The 15,371-nt window shown below is 68.0% G+C and carries 12 protein-coding genes and 1 pseudogene; 5 read left to right on the top strand and 8 right to left on the bottom strand.

Annotated elements, in window-relative coordinates:
• Positions 1 to 10: 10 nt before the first annotated feature.
• The 4 genes from AB0L97_RS08030 to AB0L97_RS08015 form a co-directional block, all read right to left on the bottom strand.
• Complete coding sequence (locus AB0L97_RS08030; RefSeq protein ID WP_356964311.1) at positions 11 to 1,159, bottom strand: acyl-CoA dehydrogenase family protein; 1,149 nt, start codon at positions 1,157 to 1,159, stop codon at positions 11 to 13.
• 179 nt (positions 1,160 to 1,338) lie between these two features.
• Complete coding sequence (locus tag AB0L97_RS08025; protein WP_355073927.1) at positions 1,339 to 1,956, bottom strand: HAD hydrolase-like protein; 618 nt, start codon at positions 1,954 to 1,956, stop codon at positions 1,339 to 1,341.
• A gap of 218 nt (positions 1,957 to 2,174) precedes the next feature.
• Positions 2,175 to 3,596 carry an amino acid permease gene (locus AB0L97_RS08020; protein WP_364426294.1) on the bottom strand — a complete coding sequence of 474 codons (1,422 nt, stop codon included), beginning with the start codon at positions 3,594 to 3,596 and terminating at the stop codon, positions 2,175 to 2,177.
• Positions 3,597 to 3,695: 99 nt separating this feature from the next.
• Complete coding sequence (locus AB0L97_RS08015) at positions 3,696 to 4,841, bottom strand: LLM class flavin-dependent oxidoreductase (protein ID WP_356964308.1); 1,146 nt, start codon at positions 4,839 to 4,841, stop codon at positions 3,696 to 3,698.
• A gap of 327 nt (positions 4,842 to 5,168) precedes the next feature.
• On the opposite strand from AB0L97_RS08015, the gene AB0L97_RS08010 reads away from it, so the two are divergent.
• Together AB0L97_RS08010 and AB0L97_RS08005 are read left to right on the top strand one after the other, a co-directional pair.
• The gene (locus AB0L97_RS08010) at positions 5,169 to 6,674 is read left to right on the top strand and encodes an NAD(P)/FAD-dependent oxidoreductase (protein ID WP_364426289.1); all 1,506 of its coding nucleotides are present in this window, start codon (positions 5,169 to 5,171) and stop codon (positions 6,672 to 6,674) included.
• Between the two features lie 161 nt (positions 6,675 to 6,835).
• A complete protein-coding gene (locus AB0L97_RS08005; RefSeq protein ID WP_364426286.1) occupies positions 6,836 to 7,858 on the top strand; it encodes an ABC transporter substrate-binding protein in 1,023 nt (340 codons plus the stop codon).
• Positions 7,859 to 7,932: 74 nt separating this feature from the next.
• Here AB0L97_RS08005 and AB0L97_RS08000 read toward each other — a convergent pair.
• Together AB0L97_RS08000 and AB0L97_RS07995 are read right to left on the bottom strand one after the other, a co-directional pair.
• Positions 7,933 to 9,077 (bottom strand): annotated as a pseudogene (locus tag AB0L97_RS08000) (MFS transporter).
• A 158-nt stretch (positions 9,078 to 9,235) separates the two neighbouring features.
• On the bottom strand, positions 9,236 to 9,892 hold the full coding sequence (locus AB0L97_RS07995) for a hypothetical protein (RefSeq protein WP_355073917.1): 657 nt from the start codon (positions 9,890 to 9,892) through the stop codon (positions 9,236 to 9,238).
• Positions 9,893 to 9,910: 18 nt separating this feature from the next.
• Between AB0L97_RS07995 and AB0L97_RS07990 the strand changes: the two genes are divergently transcribed.
• Positions 9,911 to 10,165 carry a hypothetical protein gene (locus tag AB0L97_RS07990; protein WP_364426281.1) on the top strand — a complete coding sequence of 85 codons (255 nt, stop codon included), beginning with the start codon at positions 9,911 to 9,913 and terminating at the stop codon, positions 10,163 to 10,165.
• A gap of 25 nt (positions 10,166 to 10,190) precedes the next feature.
• Here the strand turns inward: AB0L97_RS07990 and AB0L97_RS07985 are convergent, their stop codons facing one another.
• Complete coding sequence (locus AB0L97_RS07985; RefSeq protein WP_364426278.1) at positions 10,191 to 12,986, bottom strand: LuxR C-terminal-related transcriptional regulator; 2,796 nt, start codon at positions 12,984 to 12,986, stop codon at positions 10,191 to 10,193.
• A gap of 217 nt (positions 12,987 to 13,203) precedes the next feature.
• Between AB0L97_RS07985 and AB0L97_RS07980 the strand changes: the two genes are divergently transcribed.
• Together AB0L97_RS07980 and AB0L97_RS07975 are read left to right on the top strand one after the other, a co-directional pair.
• Positions 13,204 to 13,560, top strand: a complete 357-nt coding sequence (locus tag AB0L97_RS07980) for a VOC family protein (RefSeq protein ID WP_356964301.1) — start codon at positions 13,204 to 13,206, stop codon at positions 13,558 to 13,560.
• A gap of 53 nt (positions 13,561 to 13,613) precedes the next feature.
• The gene (locus AB0L97_RS07975; protein WP_364426274.1) at positions 13,614 to 14,087 is read left to right on the top strand and encodes a DUF1801 domain-containing protein; all 474 of its coding nucleotides are present in this window, start codon (positions 13,614 to 13,616) and stop codon (positions 14,085 to 14,087) included.
• A gap of 11 nt (positions 14,088 to 14,098) precedes the next feature.
• On the opposite strand, the gene AB0L97_RS07970 is transcribed toward AB0L97_RS07975, so the two are convergent.
• Positions 14,099 to 15,364 (bottom strand): dihydrolipoamide acetyltransferase family protein, encoded by a 1,266-nt coding sequence (locus AB0L97_RS07970; RefSeq protein WP_364426271.1) that lies wholly within the window; start codon positions 15,362 to 15,364, stop codon positions 14,099 to 14,101.
• Positions 15,365 to 15,371 lie beyond the last annotated feature (7 nt).

Here is a 15,371-nt window from a genome sequence, read left to right as displayed (position 1 = left end):
TGTACTCCTGTCAGAACGCGGCGACGCCGGTCAGTGCGCGGCCGATGAGCAGTTTCTGGATCTGGCTCGTGCCCTCGTAGAGGGTCATCACCTTGGCGTCGCGCAGATACTTGCCGACGGGGAACTCGTCGATGTACCCGTAGCCGCCGAACACCTGCACCGCGCGATCGGCCGCACGGACCGCGGCCTCGGAAGCGAACAGCTTCGCCTTGGAGGACGCCAGGGCGAATTCCTCGCCGCGGTCGACGAGATCGGCGACCCGCCACACCAGCAGCCGCGCCGCGTCGACGTCCAGCGCGATGTCGGCGAGCAGTTCCTGCACCAGCTGGTGGGCCGCGATCGGCTTGCCGAACTGTTCCCGCTGGGTGGCGTAGCCGACGGCGGCGTCCAAGCACGCCTGGGCCAGCCCGACGCAACCGGCCGCGACCGACATGCGGCCCTTGGCCAGCGCCGCCATCGCCACCGTGAAGCCTTTGCCCTCGGCGTGCAGGCGGGCGCTGTCGGGGACGCGCACCCCGTCGAGCACGAGTTCGGCGGTGGCCTGTCCGCGCAGCCCGAGCTTGCCGTGGATCTCCCGCGCAGTGAAGCCGGGGGAGTCGGTCGGGACCAGGAACGCGCTGATGCCCCGATGCCCTTCGCCGCCGGTACGCGCGAACACCAGCGCCACATCGGCCCACGTGCCGTTGGTGATGAACATCTTCGTGCCCGACAGCACCCAGTCCGAGCCGTCGCGCACCGCGCGGGTGCGCAGCTGGGCGGCGTCGGATCCGGTACCGGGCTCGGTGAGCGCGAAACAGCCGAGCGCCTCGCCGGCGACCAGTCGCGTGAGCCAGGCCTGCTTCTGCTCCTCGGTGCCGAAGTGGTGAATCGACTTCGCGACCAAGCCGAGCGACACCGAGACGATGCCGCGCACGGAGGAGTCGCCGCGCCCTAATTCCTCCAGGACCAGGCAGTACGTGAGGTGGTCGCCCGCGCTGCCGCCGTACTGCTCGGGGATGGTGAGCCCGAGGAAGCCCAGTTCGCCGAGCCGGGCGACGATCGACCGGTCCACCTGTTCGTCGCGATCCCACCGGGTGGCGTGCGGCGCGATCTCCCGGTCGACGAAATCGGCCGCCAGCTGTCGCGCCGCCGTCTGCTCGCCGGACAGTTCGAGGTTCATGCGCGGTAGGCTAGCGAAGAAAAAACTTGCACCGCAAGTTTTCGGCGTGGAGCGTTCGCGGAAGGCTGGGCAGGCCGTCGTTTCACCCGCGAATGCCTCGTGCCGCTATCGGCCCGTCGCACATGGCCGTGGCGACCGCGCGAGCAGTCCCGAAGGGAGGAGCCGTGATCGGAGGTGGGTTAAGCGGTGACCGCTCCGAATTCCGTCGCGAGCCAGGCGGGGAACTCGGTGAGGTCGGCAAGCACCACGTCCGCGCCCGCCGCGCGCAGTTCGTCGGCCGAGCACGGCCCGGTGCTGACGCCGACCGCGAAGACGTCCGCGGCGCGCGCGCCGTTCATGTCGCCGACGTGGTCGCCGACGAACAGATTCGCTCCCTGTTCGCGCAGCGTCGCCGCCTTGCCTGCCGACCAGAGGTCGCCCGCGAGATGATCGACGCGCCAACCGAGTTCGGCGAGGTGCAGCTGTGCGAGCGGGGCGTGCTTGCCGGTGACGACGACCACTCGTCCGTCACGTGCCTCGACGGCCGCCAGTGCGGCTTGCGCGCCGGGCATGGGGGGAATGCTCGACACGATCGTCGGATAGAGCGCGCGGTAGCGGGTCACCAGGGCCGGGACGAGATCCTCGGGTGCGCCCGCTTCGACGAGCAAGGTGGCCAGCGGCGGGCCGAGCCGATCGGCGAAGGTCGTCCCGTTCAGCGGCAGATCGAATTCGATGCCGAGCAGGTCGATGGCCCGCGCGACGCCCGGCCGCGAGTCGATCAGCGTCATGTCGAGGTCGAATCCCACGGTCCAGGTCACCTGACCGACCCTAATCGCCCGTGCCGCGGCGTGCCGGTCCGGATGTTGTGATTCACAACTCGGCCGCGCGAGTGGTGGGATCGTCCGGAGCGTGTCGCCTGGTGGCGGTGCCCGTCGTGATCCACGTGGAACCGCCGATGCACTCGATGCCGGATAAAAGATTGTGCCGCAGAATGTTTCGGCAGTGAGTGCAAAGCGGCGTCAGGTGTATCGCCGAGTCAGGATCCCGTCGGCGGGGCGGCGTCCAGCCGCGGCTCGGCGAGGGTGGAGCGCTTGCGTCCGTATCCGAGGTAGACCGCGATGCCGACCAGCACCCACACGCCGAACCGCACCCAGGTCAGCGCATCCAGCGTGGTCGCAAGCAGCAGGCACCCGACCAGCGCGAGCACCGGAACCACGGGCACCAGAGGGGTGCGGAACGGGCGTTCGCGCTCGGGCTCCACCCGGCGCAGCACCAGCACGCCCACGCACACCACCGCGAACGCCGACAGCGCGCCGATGTTCACCAGTTCCACCACGATGTCGATCGGCAGCAGTCCCGCGATGACCGCGCCGAGCGCTCCCAGCAGCAACGTCAGCCGCACTGGAGTGGCACGTTTGCCGGTGGCCGCGAGGGAGTAGGGCAGCAGCCGGTCGCGGCACATCGCGAACATCAACCGCACCTGCGCGTACACGATCAGCAGCAAACCCTTGGTGAGCGCGATGATCGAGGCGATCACGATGACGTCGCCGATCCAGCCGATGCGCACCGCGCCGAACGCGGCGGCGATCGGTGCGCTGTTGTTCAGCGTCACGAACGGCACCATGCCGGTGAGCACCGCGCTGACCAGCGCGTAGAGCACGGTGGCGATGAGCACCGTGCCGATGATGGCGAAGGGTACGTCGCGCCGAGGGTTGCGCGCCTCCTCCGCCGACGCGGCGACCACGTCGAAACCGAGGAAGGCGAAGAACGCGATCGCGGCGCCGCCGATGATCCCACCGAGCCCGAACGGCGCGAACGGGGTCCAGTTGTCCACGCTCACGTGCGGGGTGCCGACGGCGATCACCAGCACCAGCACACCGATGGTCACCAGGACCAGCGCCTTGGTGATGCGGGCGGTGAACGTCACCTCACCCACCAGCACCGCGACGACGGCGGCGACGATCAGTACGGCGGGCAGGTTCACCACGCCGCCTTCTCCTGGCCCCGCGACGAGTGCGTGCGGGACGGTGATGCCGAACAGTGAATCGAGCGCGGACACCGTGGTCGCCGACCAGCCGATCGCCACCGCGGCGCCCGCGATGACGAACTCCAGCAGCAGGTTCCAGCCGACCAGGAACGCCGGTGCTTCGCCAAGGGTCGCGTAGGTATAGGTGTAAGCGCTGCCGGAGACCGGCACCATCGCCGCGAGTTCGCTGTAGCACAGCGCCACCAGCGCGCACACCGTTCCGGCCAAGGCGAACGACAGCATGATGGCGGGCCCGGCTTTCTCCGCTGCCGCCACGCCGGTGATGACGAAGATCCCCGCGCCGACGATGGTGCCGACGCCCATGGCGGTGAGATCGAGCCGACCGAGCCTGCGCGCCAGCGTGGGCGCGCCCGCTTCGGTCGCGGTGTCGGGCAGGCGGCGGCGCCATCGCCGGGCTGATGCGGTGGTCATGACTCCCTCAGGAACGGTCCGTCGGTCGCGGCCGGTGTGCCGGACAGATAGACCATTCTCGCCGCGTAGCAGCGCGTGGGAATAACTGGGGTGTTGCGCTCAGCTGCCGGATGACGTCGCGAAGGGCGTGGCGGCGGCGATGTGCTCGGTGCGGTTGGGATGCCGCCACAGGCCTTTGCGCTCCAGGATCGGCAGCACGCCTTCGCCGAACCAGTACGCCTCTTCCAAGTGCGGATAGCCGGAGAGGATGAAGTGGGTGATGCCCAGGCGCGCGTATTCGGCCAGCCGTTCGGCGACTTCGGCATGCGAGCCGACCAGTGCGGTGCCCGCGCCGCCGCGGACCAGGCCGACGCCCGCCCAGAGATTCGGCGCGATCTCCAGCCGTTCGGTGCTGCCGCCGTGCAGTTCCAGCATGCGCCGCTGGCCTTCGGATTCGCTGCGCGCCAGGTTCGCCTGCACCCGCTCGATGTCGGCGGGGTCGATGCCGGCCAGCAGCCGGTCGGCCTCGGCCCAGGCCTGCTCGGAAGTGTCACGGCTGATCACGTGGATGCGCAGGCCGTAGTCGAGGACGCGTCCGTGGTCCACCGCCAGACGGCGGATCCATTCCAGCTTCCTGCTCACCGCGAGCAGCGGCTCGCCCCAGGTCAGGTAGGTGTCGCTATAGCGGGCCGCGATCGGGCCCGCGGGTTCGGAGGAACCGCCGAAGAACACCGGCGGCACCGGGTCCGGTCGATTGCTCAGCAGTGCCTGCTCGACTCGGATGTGTTCGCCTTCGAACGTCACCGGCTCGGTGGAGGTCCACAGTTCCCGCACCACATGCAGGAATTCGCCGGTGCGTGCGTAGCGCTGGGACTTGTCCAGGAAGTCGCCGTAGGCCTGCTGCTCGTGCGGCTCGCCACCGGTCACCACGTTGAGCAGCAGCCTGCCCCTGGAATGCCGCTGGAAGGTGGCCGCCATCTGTGCCGCGAGCGTCGGGCTGACCAGGCCGGGGCGGAATGCCACCAGGAACTTCAGCGTCTCGGTGGTCTCCACCATCATCGCGGTGGTCAGCCAGGCGTCCTCGCACCACGCGCCGGTGGGGGTGAGCACGGCCTCGAACCCGTTGTCCTCGGCGGCGGCGCCGATCTGGTTCAGATACCGCAGGCTGGCCGGGCGATCACCGGACATGAAGGTGCCGTGCCCGCCCGCGACCAGTCCGCGGGAATCGCCGTAAGTGGGGAGGAACCAGTGGAACGACAGACTCATGCTGAGCCAACTCCCTTCCGGAGACCGCGGCCGAGCCACCGCGGTGACCAGCGCGCACGCGAAGCGACCCGAACCGGTGTCGCGGTCACAACGGCCCCGCGGCACCTTGGGTGGGACAGATCGGGCGGTGCGCCTTGTGGGCGCGCCGCAGTGATCCATGCTGGGCGCTCCGCCGGCTCAGGTCACGATTTGAAACCAGGCCGGTTTTTATTCCGGTCTCGGTACGTGTCACTATTCGTGACTAGACGTAACCACGAATAACACGTAATCTGGCCTCAGCACGCACCCTCAGGTGTGCGAGGCGGACCGGACGAAACGAGTACCTCAATGACGCGGCATGTCGACGTATTGATCATCGGCGCTGGGCTGTCCGGAATCGGCATGGCCTGCCATCTCACCAAAGAGCAGACGGGACGCAGTTACGCGATCCTGGAACGCAGGACCGCCATCGGCGGCACCTGGGATCTGTTCCGTTACCCCGGCATCCGCTCCGATTCCGACATGTACACCTTCGGCTACGGCTTCCGCCCGTGGAACGGCACCAAGATCCTCGCAGACGGCCCGCACATCCGCCACTACATCGAGGAGACGGCGGCCGAGTACGGCGTCACCGAGCACATCCGGTTCGGCCGCAAGGTCACCACGGCCCGCTGGTCGAGCGAGACGGCCACCTGGACGGTCGAGGCGCTCGACGAGCAGACCGGCGAGACCGAGATCCACACCAGCGACTTCCTGGTCGGCTGCACCGGCTACTACGACTACGACAACGGCTACCGTCCGCAGTTCCCCGGTGAGGAGAACTTCGGTGGGCGCATCGTGCATCCCCAGCACTGGCCGGAAGACCTCGACTACGCAGGCAAGAGGGTGGTGGTGATCGGCTCCGGCGCCACCGCGATCACTCTGATCCCGGCCATGAGCGACGCGGCGGCGCACGTCACCATGCTGCAACGCTCGCCGACGTACATCACCGCGCTGCCCGCCGACGACCCGGTCGCGGTGGGGATGAAAGCCGCCAAGGTGCCGGAGAAGCTGGCCTACCGGATCGGCCGGGCCCGCAATATCGCCTTGCAGCGCGCGAGCTTCCAACTCTCCCGCACCAACCCGGAGGCGGCGAAGAAGCTCCTGCTGGCCGCCGTGCGCATGCAGGTCGGCCCCGGCATCGACATGCGCCATTTCACGCCGAACTACAACCCGTGGGACCAGCGGCTGTGCGTGGTTCCCAACGGTGACCTGTTCAAGGTGTTGCGCAGCGGCAAGGCCTCCATCGTCACCGACCGCATCGAGACCTTCACCGAGACCGGCATCCGCTTGGCCTCCGGCGAGGAACTGCCCGCCGATCTGGTCATCAGCGCCACCGGCCTGAGCGTGCAGATGCTGGGCGGCATGACCCTGGAGATCGACGGCGAGCCGGTGGTGACCCGGGACCGGGTGGTCTACAAGGGTGCCATGCTCGACAGCGTGCCGAACGCGATGATGGTGCTCGGCTACACCAACGCGTCCTGGACGTTGAAAGCGGACCTGGCGGCCGAGTACTTCTGCCGGGTGCTCAACCACATGAGGAAGAACGGTTTCACCCGGGTCGAGGCCGTCGCCACCGAGCGCGACCGAGGCGCCGACTCGGTGATGGGCGGGGCACTGACCTCCGGCTACATCCAGCGCGGCGACGCGGTGATGCCGCGGCAGGGCACCAATGGCCCGTGGCAGGTGATCAACAACTACTTCCGCGATCGCAAGCTGCTGCGCAAGGGCGCGCTCGAAGACGGGGTGCTGACCTTCAGGCGGACCGAGAAGTCGACCGCCACACGGCCGCTGGAAGGTACGCGCAGCGCCTGATCGCGGGGCGTCGCACCGCGGCGGGCACGACGATGTGCCTACCGCGAGCGCGTGTCGTTTTCGAATCGCGCCGAAGACAACCCTGGACACGAAATAGCGCATGCTCAACGATCGCTGCACTGCGACGCGATGGCGCGTCGGCGGATGTATCGAGGGAGAGTATGAGCGTGATAACGCGCAGCAAGTTTCTGATAGGCGCGGTAGTCGCCACAACTCTGGCATTGCTTTCGACCGCATGCGGTGGCGGGGAGGTCCGCACCTCCGGCGGTGTGCCGGTCCTGCGGTATCAAGGCTGGGCCTCGCAAGTCGTCATTCCCGAACTCGCGGAGGATCTGGGCTTCTTCGACGGCAAAGTGAAGCTCGAATGGCAGGGCAATACCATCAGCGGTCCGCAGGACATCCAATCGGCGGCGACCGGTCAGGTCGATTTCGGCGGCGCGTTCGGCGGCGCGGTCGCGAAACTGGCGCAGGGCGGTGCGCCGATCACAGCGGTGGTGAACTACTACGGATCCGATGCGAAGACGTTCACCGGATTCTATGTTCCCGAGAACAGTCCGATCAGAACTCCGAAGGATCTGCTGGACAAGAAGATCGGGGTGAACACCCTGGGTGGTCAGTCCGAGGCGGACATCCACACCGCGCTGAAGAAGGTCGGTTTCACCGAGCAGCAGATCAAATCGGTTCAGCTGGTGGTGTTGCCCCCGCCGAATACCGAGGACGCCGTGCGGCGCGGCCAGGTCGACGTGGCCGCTCTGAGCGGACAATTCCAGCAGCGCGCGATCGCCAATGGCGGCCTTCGTCCGGTCTTCACCGACTACGAGGAGTTCGGTCCCTTCAACGGCGGCCAGTACGTGTTCCGCAACGACTTCATCGCCAAGAACCCCGACAGTGTCCGGGCATTCGTCGACGGGGTCGCCAAGGCGATCGAATGGCAGAAGACGACTCCTCGTGACCAGGTGGTCGCGAAGTTCACCGAAATCATCGAGAAGCGAAAGCGTTCGGGGGAGGACGCCTCGTCGGTGAAGTACTGGCTTTCGGTCGGAGTGCCTGCCGTCAACGGCGTGATCGTCGATGCCGACTTCGTGCGCTGGGAGGATTGGTTGCGGGATACCGGCGCCATCACCGGTTCGTTCGAGCCGTCGAAGTTCTACACCAACAAGTACAACTCGCAGGCTCCGAAGTAATGCATGCGACGGATCGGGCGTCGTTGCGCGCGAGCCCGATCCGTCTTCCTCATTTGGTCGGCTGAGAACGGTAACTACGGCTGAACTGCGCGATAGCTCGGTTTGGGCCAAGGGATGTACACCGGAATGTATCGCGCCATCACCCCGGCGCCGAGGGCCGACACGCCTCCGATGGCGAGGACCGCCACGACCAGCGGACCGATCGCCGCCAATCCACTGATCACCAACGGGCCCACGAAGAAGCCGCCGTCGTGGGTGAGCCGCCACGCGGCGAGGAACTCGGCACGGCTTGCGGCGGGCGCGATATCGGCGCCGATGGTCATGATGACACCGTTGCCGATGCCGTTGCCGATTCCCATGACAATCTCCTGCCGTACCGGTCCATCAAATGGCCTGCGGGATAGGCGCACAGTACATCGAGGCCCGCCCCGATGCCGAAAATCAGGCTCGCGGTAGCAGCGTCGACGCCGAGATGATCGGCCCAGAGCGGCAGTACGGCTTCCCGTGACGAACGCGCCGCACCCATCAACAACGACCCGGCGCCCAGCGTCAGTAACAGCGCGCGATGTGCTCGCGTGATCTCGACTAGGGACAGCGGCGGTTTCGGGGGTATCGCTCCGGCGGCCGAGGTCTGCGGGTCCGGCAGCCGAGCCATCAGCCATCCGGCGATCGCGATGGCGATCAACTGGACGACGAATCCGCCGCGCGTGCCGAGGCCGGTGATAGCGGCCGCACCGAGAAACGGTCCGGCGAAGAATCCCAGTCGCATGGCTCCGCCGAATAACGACATCGCCCGCGCTCGGCGTTCGAACGGCACCACTTCCGACAGATAGCTCATTCGAGCCAATCCCCAGACCGCATTGGACAGTCCGACGATTATCAGCCCTGCACCCAGAATCGGCACCGCCGGTGCGAACAAGCACAACAGCACGCCGATCGAACCCGCCGTACTCGCGGCGATGATGGAGATCCGCTCACCGAGCCGGGCGACGACCTGGCCCGCGGGAATGTCGCCGAGTATCTGCCCGAGGCCGACCAGGGCGACGGTCAGACCAGCGACGGCGGCCGACGCGCCCAGGTCGAGCGCCGTGAGTGCCATGACGGGCGCCGCGGCTCCCATGCCGATCCCGTACGCCGCCGCGGGTACGTAAACGGTGAACAACAATGGCCGAAGTGAGGGAAGTTCGACCGACGATCCGTCCTGCCGGTAGGTGGTCATGCGACAACTCGAATATGCGCCGGTAAGTAATGCGCCCTGCACAGATAGGATGATGGGACCATATGGCCCCACGGTACGGATGTTCTTATCCGCTCCATATTGTGAAAATCGAGGTGATTTTTACTTCGGGACCGCCGGGTCCCGCTCTCGTGTTCGCGTCAGGAATCCGTGCGAGCCGGTGTCCGTACGGCTATTTCGCCGCTCAATGCGTAGTCGCCGGACAGTTGCAGTCGGTCTCCGCTCCAGAATCGGCCCGGGTCGTACCAGTCGGGGCTGCGGCGCTCGGGCAGCAGCCCCATCGCTTGGTATGTGGCGGCGACGATTTCGGCACAGTACGCGTTCTCCAGCTCGCGGGCGGTCGATCCACTCGTCTTCCTGCGGGGCAGACGCGCACGACCGCGGAGCCAGCGCCCCGCCAAGCCCGCGGTGGAGGGGAACGGAGTGCCGTCGAGCCGGGCGATGGCGCGCAGCGCGCCGTCCTCCATGGCGCGGGTGGCGGGAGGGTTCAACTGGCGCAACCATGCCTGCTGACCGTAGCGGTGTGCCCAGACCAGAACGGCATCGCGCAGATTGTGCAACTGGGCGCCACGGTGCGCGGTCCCCGACCACATGTCGGTCAGTGATCGTCCGAGCTCCGCGTGCCAGATCAGCGCGGGCAGGTCGTCGATCACGACGGACATCCCGACATGGTTCACCGGACTGTTCGTCGTCATGCGAATCACCCGGTCGGCTGTGGAATGGCCACGGAAAAGCCAGATGTCACCCGTCCTGGTGACCTCGACCGCTCGGTCGAGATCGATGCCCGTCCCCGTCATGGTCGTAGCCTATGCGGTATGAGGTGGTGGAAGGCAGTGGGATTGGCGGGTGTGGCCGGTGTGGTTGCCACCGGTGTCGTGGTGGTGCGCGCCGAGCGCCGCCGCCGTGCCTACACCCCGGACCAAGTGCGCGAACAACTGCACGCGCGATTGGCCCAGGCGGCGTCGGCCGCGGCGGACGCCGAAACCGCCCGTGCGCAGCCGCAACCCGCGCCGAGTCTCAGCGAGCGCGTCCGGCGATTGTTCCGTCGTTGGTCGGGACGCGGGAAGTAAGCGCGAGCCGAGCGCAGACGGCGGTTCACAAAGTGATAGGCGCCATCGGGGCGAGGCCGAGTTCGGCGAACGCGGCCGCGCCGCGTGCGGCGTGCTCGCCACCGGCGAGCACCACGGTGCGCGCCGACTGGTAACGGCAACCGGCGGCGTCGAACGCGGCCGCCGTGGCGAGCAGCCGCTGCCGGTCACCGGCGTGCAATGCCGCGGCGCGCTCGACGATGGCACCGGCGATGGGGTTTCCGGCGACGATGGTCCTGGCCTCGGCGAGGCGATCGGCGGCATCGGGGGCCTTGGCGAGCACGGCGGCTTCAGCCCGCAGCGCCACATACCAGTGCAGCCAGATCCAGGTGACCCATCTCCATACCTCGCCGGGATCGGCTGCCATCCGTTCCAACGCCGCGCTCACCTGCCCGCGGTGGAGCATGGCGAGTGCGTCGAAGACCGCGCCATAGCCGTGGATATGCGCTGGTGGCGTGCCGAGTCGGGCTACGACGGCGTCCCATTCGGCCCGAGCGTCATGGTCGCCGCGTAGGTCGTGGATCATCGCCACGCCGGCTACCGCCGGACCGAGGACCGACTTGACGGGGTTGCCGACCCGATGCCACGACTCGAGGAATCGGACGCTGTTGGTGCGTACCTCCTCGACATTGCCCGCCAACGCGTCGGTCACCAGCAGCCAGCTCGTCGCGCGATGTCCGACCTCGGCGAGCAGCGGATGATCCGCGAGCTGCTGGGCCCACCGGCGGGCGCCCAGCAGATCACCCGCGCCGAGTTCGGCCTCGGCGGCCTCGCCGAGCGCGTCGATCAGCTCATGGGTACCGGCTGGGGTATGCGGAGCGGAGTTCAACAACACCATTCGGCTACGCGCGACGGCCGCTGCGGCGAAGGTGTCACCGGCCATGCTGTGCGCCCCGGCGAGTGTGTCGAGCGCAGCGGACTCCGCGAGCGGATCAGCCGTGTGCCTGGCGAGTTCGACGGCACGTTCGGCGCGCGCGACGGTCTCGGACACAAGGTCGGATGAGTGCAGGCCGGTGAGGGCATCGGTGAGCGCTCGTCCGGCTTCGGCCAGCGCCACGGCGGCCTGGGCGGGCGGGTCGACACCGGCGAGCTGCCGCGCCTCGGTGATGAGCGCGATGGCTTCCTCCGGTGCCAGGGGCCGGACGAACTTACTCGCGAACCGGTAGCCGTTGGCAGCGGCGGTCGCCAGGTCGCGGGCGGCGCCGGCGGAGTCGCCGGACCTGAGGGCCGCCTCCGCGGCCGCGCGGTGCAGGCGGTGCATATCGTCGCCCCGCATCTGACCTCCGGCCGCGGCAGCGGCATGGCGCAGCATCGAGGCGGCGGCGGACGGGTCGTCGGCGAGCGCGGCCGCCTGCTCGTAGCGCATCTGGGACTCACCGATCAGATTTCGGGTGAAGCACAGTCGCGCCAGATGCTGGGCGAACCGGAAGGCATCCGCGCGGTGCTCCGGCTGATCGTTCGCCCACGTCATCGCGGCGCGGAAGTCGTCGGCCACCGCGTCGAATCGTGCCCGCCAGTCCGCTTTCACCACCGTCAGCTCGGCGGCCTCGGCCAGGCACCAGCGGAGGTGCCCCGCACGGGTGCCTGCCAGTTCACCGGCCTGCGTGAGCTGCTCCGTCCCGTACTGGCGGATGGTTTCCAGCGCCCGGTATCCGGTCCCACTCGGGTATGCCGTCACCGCGAGCAGGCTCTGCTCGGCGAGTCGGGCCAGTCCGTCTGCGACAACGGCTTTCTCGGACGCCGCTACCTGCGCCGCCGCCTCGACGGTGAACGCGCCCATGAAGACCGACACCCGGCGCAGTAGCACTCGATCGTCCGGCTCCAGCAAGGCGTGGCTCCAGTCCAGCGCTGCCCGGACCGACCGGTGCCGGTCCTCGGCGCGCGGTCCCCCGGCGAGCATCCGGAGCTGGTCCGACAGTCCGGCTTCGAGACCATCCAGCCCGAGCGTCGTCCAGCGTGCGGCAGCCAACTCGATCGCCAGCGCCACACCATCGAGTCGCTCGCAGAAGGCGGCGACCTGGTCGCGAAGGGCGTGATTCGGCGGCCAGCCGCCGGCCGCCGCGCGGTCCATGAACAGCCGGACCGCATCCGAGTCGCCATCGCCGGCCAAGGACATCGGCGCGACCGTGTACACCCGCTCGAACGGCACCATCAGCCGGGCCCGGCTGGTCGCCAGCACCGTCAATCGCGGACATGTCGCGAGCAGTCGTTCGATGAACGGCGCCACCCCGTCGCGCACATGCTCGCAGTTGTCCAGCACCAGTAAGGCGTGCCGGTCGGCCAGCGCGGTGAGCACAGACTCGTCCATGCCGCGGCCGGGCTGCTCGCCGAGGCCGAGCGCGAGGGCGACCGTACCGGCGATCACGCCGGTGTCCGCGCTGGTGACCGGCACCAGGTCGACGAACCACACCCCGTCGGTGTACGCAGCGGCCATCTCCGCCGCGACGGCCAGCGCAAGCCGGGTCTTGCCCACTCCGCCGGGACCGACCGCGGTCACCTGCCGGTATTCGCCGATCATCCCGGTCAGTTCCGCGCGCTCCCGGCCGCGGCCGATGAAGGAAGTCAGCGGCCTCGGCAGGACCGGCGCCGGGTGCGGCCGGTCGTCGCGTACCGAAGCGGACGCGCGCTGGGCCAGTGCCCGCCGATCGGGCACCTCCAGTTTGCGCAGCAGTGAGGAGACGTGGCTTTCCACGGTGCGCACGGAGATGAACAGCTTCGCCCCGATCTCGGCGTTACTGAGATGTTCCCCCACCAGCGCCAGCACCTCGGCTTCCCGAGCCGAGATCTCCACCGTCGCCACCATGGCACCGATTCTGCCGTATCCCTTCGCCCCCATACTTCTCGGTCTGTTCCCCGGTTGCGGGTTGCTGCCGTAGTCGATCGGTGGCCCGATCAGTGGACGGTTCCGTGGTCGCCACGGATGTGGGTCGGACTCGCCGGGAGAGATGCTGTGAGCACGCCCGGTTCGCCCGACAGAACGGCACACCGGGACAAAGTGACCGACGAGTTCAGGAGTGATCATGACCAGCTCTCCCACCCAGGGAATCAAGACCGTGCTGCATCCCGTGTCCGACCTGGCGGCAGCCAAGGCGCTGTTCACCGCTTTGCTCGGCACGGCGCCGCAGACCGACTCGCCTTACTACGTCGGCTTCGAGGCCGAGGGCCAGCACATCGGGCTGGTGCCGAACGGCGGACCGCAGGGAATGACCGCACCGGTGGCCTACTGGCACGTGCCGGACATCGAGGCGAAGCTGGCGGAAGTGACCGCCGCGGGCGCCACTGTGGCGGAGTCCGCCCACGATGTCGGCGGCGGCCGCCTGGTGGCCACCGTCACCGACGTCGACGGCCACGTCCTCGGGCTGATCCAGGACCGATGAGCGCCCGAACCACCATCGAAATCACCCCTGTCCGAGACGAAGGAGACACACTCATGACCGCGCAGAAGTCCGCCACCCGCACCAACGCCAAGACCAAGACCGCGGTGGGATTCACCGACGAGGAACGCGCCGCGATGAAGGAGCACGCCCAAGAGTTGAAGACGGCCGCGCGCCGCGGCTCGCGCGCGACGAAGGCGGACGGGGAGAAGGACGTGCTCGAGAAGATCGCCGGAATGGCCGAATCCGATCGCGTCATGGCCGAGCGGGTGCACGCCGTCGTCCGAGCCAGCGCTCCGGATCTGTCGCCGAAGCTGTGGTACGGCATGCCCGCCTACGCCAAGGACGGCAAGGTCGTGTGCTTCTTCCAGAGCGCGGAAAAGTTCAAATCGCGTTACGCGACTCTCGGTTTCAGCGATATCGCCACCCTCGACGACGGCGCCATGTGGCCGACGTACTTCGCGCTGACGAAGGTGTCCGCCGCCGAGGAGGCGAGGATCGGCGAACTGGTGCGGAAGGCGGTTGGCTGAGCGCCGAAGTGTCAGGTCACGATGCGGAGTGGATGTTCCAGCAGGTCCTTCAGCTGTTGCAGGAACTGTGCGGCCACGGCTCCGTCGATGGCGCGGTGGTCTGCGGACATGGTGACCCGCAGAATCTTGCGGGTCACCACTTCACCGTCGTCCAGACGCAGTTCGTCCGTGGCCGCGCCGACGGCCAGGATGGCGGCCTCCGGTGGGTTGATGACGGCGGTGAAGTGCTCGATGCCGAACATACCGAGGTTGGAGATGGTGAAAGTGCCGCCGCTCATCTCGTCGGTCCGCAACTTGCGCTCGCGGGCGCGTTCGGCTTTGTCCCTGCTCTCGGCGGCGATCTCGGACACGCTCTTGCGATCGGCGTCGCGCAGCACGGGAACGAGAAGGCCCGCGGGCGTCGCGACCGCCATACCGAGGTCGATGCCACGGTGCCGCAACAATTTGTCGCCTGCGAAGGAGACATTGACCGCAGGGTTGTTCCGCAGCGTCACGGCGACGGCCTTGAGCAGCAGATCGTTGACGCTGACCTTCACACCTGTCTGCGCCAGCGTGGCGTTGACCTGTGCGCGGAAGTCGAAGAGGTCGGTCACATCGATCGCGTTGGTCAGATAGATGTGCGGAGCTTGTTGTTTGCTCTCGGTGAGCCGCGTGGCCGAGACACGCTGGATGGTGGTCAGCGGAATTTCCTCGTAGTCGCCTGCGGCCGGAGCGGAAACCTCGCTCGGGAGAGCGGGGACGACCTTCCGCGGCGGATCGAGTTCGGCTGCACGATGGGCGGATTCGACATCCTGCCGGATGATGCGCCCACCGGGGCCGGTGCCGACGACGGTGGTGATGTCGACGCCGAGTTCGTCGGCGATCTTGCGCGCCAGCGGCGACGTCTTCTTTCGCCGCACCGTTGCGCGGGAGTCGACGGTGGGTTCGGTCACCGTGACAGCCGGAACCGGGCGAGTGTCCGGCTCCGCACCGTGTCCGGCAGGAGCTTGCTCCTCGGCGGGGGCGGGCGTACCCCCGTTCGGGCCGCTCGCGGTAGTTCCGCTGCCGTCGCCGATGACGCCGATGGGTGTTCCGATCGGCACCCGCGCGCCCTCACCGGCGAGGATTTGCTCGAGCACGCCGCTGTCGTACGCCTCGAGCTCCATGAGAGCTTTGTCGGTTTCGATCTCGGCGAGGATTTCGCCTTGTTCGACCGGATCGCCCACCTGCTTGAGCCAGGAGACGACGACGCCTTCCTCCATGGTGTCGGAGAGGCGGGGCATGGTGATTTCGGGCATGAATGTC

Origin of the sequence: Nocardia sp. NPDC051911, assembly GCF_040681035.1 — a bacterium.
Classification (GTDB): domain Bacteria; phylum Actinomycetota; class Actinomycetes; order Mycobacteriales; family Mycobacteriaceae; genus Nocardia; species Nocardia sichangensis.
The sequence above is the reverse complement of the archived record's forward strand: the minus strand, read 5'-3'. Positions and strand labels throughout refer to the sequence as shown.